The sequence below is a fragment of the Shewanella sp. ZOR0012 genome (genome assembly GCF_000798835.1).
Taxonomy (GTDB): Bacteria; Pseudomonadota; Gammaproteobacteria; order Enterobacterales; family Shewanellaceae; genus Shewanella; species Shewanella xiamenensis.
On the sequence record NZ_JTLE01000013.1, the window covers coordinates 1 to 4,718 of the forward strand.

Here is a 4,718-nt window from a genome sequence, read left to right on the forward strand (position 1 = left end):
TAACACCTGAGCATTTAGTATAAAGTTGAATGTGTTAGGCATTTGCCTATGCACAAAGCTAGCTAATTGAAGTAAGGTATCTGAAGGAATTCTATCAAGAGAGTCTGTTATGCAACGCAATTATCTACTTCCCGCCATCGTGCTCGGTGGTTTTTTATGTGCAGGCATGGTTTATGTTGGACAAAGCGCCAGCTCAGCGCTACTAGAAATGAAAGCACTAGAACGCACAGTCACCGTAAAAGGTCTTGCAGAAAAAGAAGTCAAAGCCAACATCGCTATCTGGCCGATTAACTTTACTGAGGTCGACAACAACCTCCCTAAACTTTATGAAACTGTTCAGCAAAAAACCGACAGAGTCGTCGCCTTCCTTAAAGAAAGTGGATTTAGCGACAGTGAGATTACGGTGTCATTGCCATCCATCGAAGACCGTCAGGCCCAAGGCTATGTCGACCCCAATGTCAGGTATCGTTACTCGGCTAAGATTAATCTCTCTGTCTATACCTCACAAATTGATCTCATGCTAAGCACCCGTAAGCAAATGATAAACTTAGTTAAAGAAGGCATTGCTATCGCCAGCCAAGACTATGAAAACCGCACTGAGTTTTTATTTACGGCGCTCAATGATGTCAAACCGACCATGGTGCAGGAAGCAACGCAAAATGCGCGGGAAGTGGCTGAAAAGTTTGCTAAGGACTCACAATCGCGTCTGGGTAAGATTAAGAGTGCCAGCCAAGGCCAGTTCACGATTTCCGATCGTGACAGCAGCACGCCTTATATAAAACAAATTCGCATTGTTTCTACGCTGACCTATTATTTAAACGACTGATATTTAAGCCGCTCTGATTGCGGCTTAAAAATGATGACGATGGTGATTGATGTAAGGGAAAACGCATTCGCCTTTCCCCTATATTAGTGAAATCGATTACATTAAATTTTTCTAATAAATATTGATTGCCTATTGAAACCAACTCCATTAGAATTTACTCATGAATTACTTTTGGGATGATTTGTTATGGCAGCAATATCACGAACTCTGTTCACATTATTAGCATTTTCTACCTTCACGACGCAGGCATCTTCTTTAGAAACTCTCGAAGTGATGAGCAAACCCTACGCGAATTGGGTGACTTTAGATGCCAATATTGAGGCGGTAAAAGCTGCCACGGTGTCAGCGCAAACCTCAGGGCGTATCGTCAAACTCAACTACGATGTCAATGATGTGGTACCAGAAGGCGCAGCCTTACTCGAGATAACTAGTAAAGAACAAGGCGCTGAACTCGCAAGCTATGAAGCCGATCTCGCCAAAGCTACCGCACTAAATGTGGAGGCGCAGGCACAATATAAACGCTACAAAGAACTCTTTCCCCAAGGCGCGATTTCAAAAGGCGCTATGGATGAAGCAACCGCCAATGCTAAAGCTGCCGAACAAGCCGTGAGTGCGGCTAAGGCGCGGGTTATCAAGGCGACTGAGTCACTCAAATATACTGTGGTATCGGCCCCATTTAGCGGGATTGTTACCGAGCGTTTAGTCGAATTAGGTGAAACCGTGATTGTCGGTCAGCCGCTACTCTCTGGATTTTCACCAAGCCAAATGCGCGCTATCACCCAAGTGCCACAACGCTATATTCAACAGCTAAAAAGCGCCCCAGAATTTTTAGTACGCTTAAATGATGGTCGTGAAATCCTCTCTAAGGACCTCACCATCTTTAGCTTTGCCGATCCCGTGAGCCATAGCTATCAAGTGCGGATTAACCTGCCAAAGGATGAACCTAACCTGCAACTCGGAACTTGGGCCAAGGCGCTGTTTAAAAATGGCGAGCGAGAAAAAATCCAGCTACCGATCTCAGCGCTAATCACTATGAATGAACTCAGTAGCGTTTACCTGAAAAAAGGCGAGCAATTTGTACTCACTCAGGTACGAGTATCAGAACCTGTCAATGGTGAAGTGGAAATACTCGCAGGACTTAAATCCGGAGATATTGTCGCCATGGATGCTTACCAAGTGTTGCTTGAGCAAAAGCAATAAATTCCCTAGCGATATCAATTTGATGAGGTTGTTGAATGAAACACGCTAATGAATCTCCGATGACACTTGGTATTTCGGGTCGGATTGCGGCCGCCTTCCAAAACAGTGCCATCACACCGCTGCTGGCACTTTTAGGCTTATTGCTCGGCTTATTTGCGATTTTAGTGACCCCAAAGGAAGAAGAACCACAGATTGACGTTACCTTTGCCGATGTCTTTATCCCCTTTCCTGGCGCCACTCCGGCCGAAGTTGAAAACTTAGTCACCCTGCCAGCCGAGCAAGTGATATCTGAAATCAAAGGGATAGACACGCTCTATTCTTTCTCCCAACCCGATGGCGCCATGATCATTGTGATCTTTAAAGTCGGCGTTACCCGCAATGATGCCATAGTGAGTCTCTACAACCAGATTTATTCCAATATGGATAAACTGCCGCAGGGCGCGGGTGTTGGCGAACCATTGATTAAACCACGCGGTATCGATGATGTGCCTATTGTCAGCCTAACACTCTGGTCCAAGGACAAACAGGTCTCGGCCGAACAATTGACCCATGTTGCGCAAGGGTTAGAAACCGAAATCAAGCGTATCCCTGGCACGCGGGAGATATACACCGTCGGCCAACATGAGATAGTGGCCAATGTACGCATCGATCCCGCCAAAATGAATAGCTTTAATCTTACCTACGACAAGTTGAGACAAAGCCTAAATGACAATAATCACATCTCGATGCCTGCGTCTTTAGTACAAGGTAATCAAGAGATTAAGGTTCAGGCTGGGCAATTTTTACAAACAATAGACGATGTAAAACAGCTCGTTGTGAGTATTTCGCAGGATAAAAACGGCAAGCCTACCCCTGTTTATTTGGCCGATATCGCCGACATCAGTTTAAAGAGTGATATTCCCACTCAAAGCGTTTGGCACAGTGACAAGACAGATATTTACCCTGCGGTGACGATTGCCATAGGTAAACAACCGGGGCAAAACGCTGTCGATATCGCCGATGCAACGCTTGCTCGCATTGCTAAGGTCAAGAATGTATTGATCCCCAGCAATGTCGAAGTGACTGTTTCGCGCAACTATGGTGAGACGGCGGCGGATAAATCTAACACCCTTATTCTTAAGCTGATTTTTGCCACCAGCGCCGTTGTCGTATTGGTATTTTTAACCATGGGCGCCCGCGAGTCCTTAGTGGTCGGTGTCGCCATTATTATCACCTTGGCGATCACTCTATTCGCCTCATGGGCGTGGGGATTTACCCTCAACCGAGTGTCACTCTTCGCGCTGATTTTCTCCATCGGGATCTTGGTCGACGATGCCATTGTGGTAGTGGAAAACATTCACAGGCATATGGCGCTGGGTAAAAAATCCTTTAGTGAACTCATCCCCGTTGCGGTGGATGAAGTCGGCGGCCCGACGATTCTCGCCACCTTTACGGTTATCGCCGCCCTGCTGCCCATGGCATTTGTGTCAGGATTAATGGGCCCATACATGAGCCCGATTCCCATCAACGCCAGTATGGGCATGCTGATCTCCCTTGTGGTTGCCTTTGTGGTCACGCCCTGGCTAAGCCGTAAGCTGCTCAAACACCATAGTGGCCCAGCGACCGAAACTGTCCACAGCGACGATGCCGCGATAAATGAAAGTAAAATGGTGCGCCTGTTTACCCGTCTAATTGGCCCCTTCCTATTAGGTAAAGGCGCCCGTAAAGCACGGATTGGACTCGCTGCGGGTGTATTTGTATTGATCGGTATCGCCGTGGCCTTGCCCATAGGTCAGCTCGTGGTGTTAAAGATGCTGCCCTTCGATAATAAGTCAGAGTTCCAAGTGATGGTGGACATGCCAGAAGGCACACCAGTGGAACAAACCCAGCGCGTACTTCAGGATTTAAGTCGTTACCTTGCCACTGTGCCTGAGGTGGAACATTTGCAGCTGTATGCTGGCACCAATGCGCCAATGAACTTTAACGGCTTAGTGCGTCACTATTTCCTGCGTAATAGCCAAGAACTAGGCGATATTCAGGTCAATTTAGTCGATAAAAAGCATCGCAAACGCGATAGCCATAGCATTGCACTCTCAGTGAGAGAGGAACTACAGCAAATAGGTGCGCCATATCAAGCCAATATAAAAGTGGTTGAAGTACCACCAGGCCCACCAGTCTGGTCGCCGATTGTGGCCGAAGTCTATGGCCCAAGCCCTGCGATTCGTGAACAAGCAGCTTATGATCTGCAGTCACTGTTCCGTGAGACTCAAGATGTGGTCGATATTGATATCTTCTTACCCGCAGCACAGCAAAAATGGCAGGTGATGATCGACCGCTCTAAAGCTAGCCTGATGGCGGTGCCCTATAGCAATATCGTTGATTTAATTGCGACCTCAGTGGGCGGTAAGGATGTAAGCTACTTACATATTGCTCAGCAAAAACACCCCGTGCCTATCCGCCTGCAACTGCAAGAAGGGGCGAAAATCGATTTAGAACAAGTGCTAAACATGAAGTTACAAAGCCAAACTGGGCAATCCGTGCCCGTGTCTGAGCTGGTGACCATCAAGCGCGGTAAAATCGATGCCCCTATTATCCATAAGAATATGATCCCTATGGTGATGGTGGTTGCCGATATGGCAGGCCCGCTTGACAGTCCGCTCTATGGCATGTTCGACATGGCGGGCAAAATCGACGGCGATGGTGGCTTAGGTTT

General features: G+C 47.3%; 3 protein-coding genes. All 3 read left to right on the forward strand.

The genetic code is table 11. The annotated features are described in order from the left end of the window. The first annotated feature begins 109 nt into the window (after positions 1-109). Entirely contained in the window at positions 110-826 is a 717-nt protein-coding gene (locus tag L976_RS00320) for an SIMPL domain-containing protein (RefSeq protein ID WP_037420219.1), read from the forward strand. 186 nt (positions 827-1,012) lie between these two features. After that, entirely contained in the window at positions 1,013-2,026 is a 1,014-nt protein-coding gene (locus L976_RS00325) for an efflux RND transporter periplasmic adaptor subunit (RefSeq protein WP_047532919.1), read from the forward strand. Between the two features lie 35 nt (positions 2,027-2,061). Continuing rightward, positions 2,062-4,718: efflux RND transporter permease subunit (locus L976_RS00330; protein WP_047532922.1), on the forward strand; the 2,657-nt coding region annotated here is incomplete at its 3' end.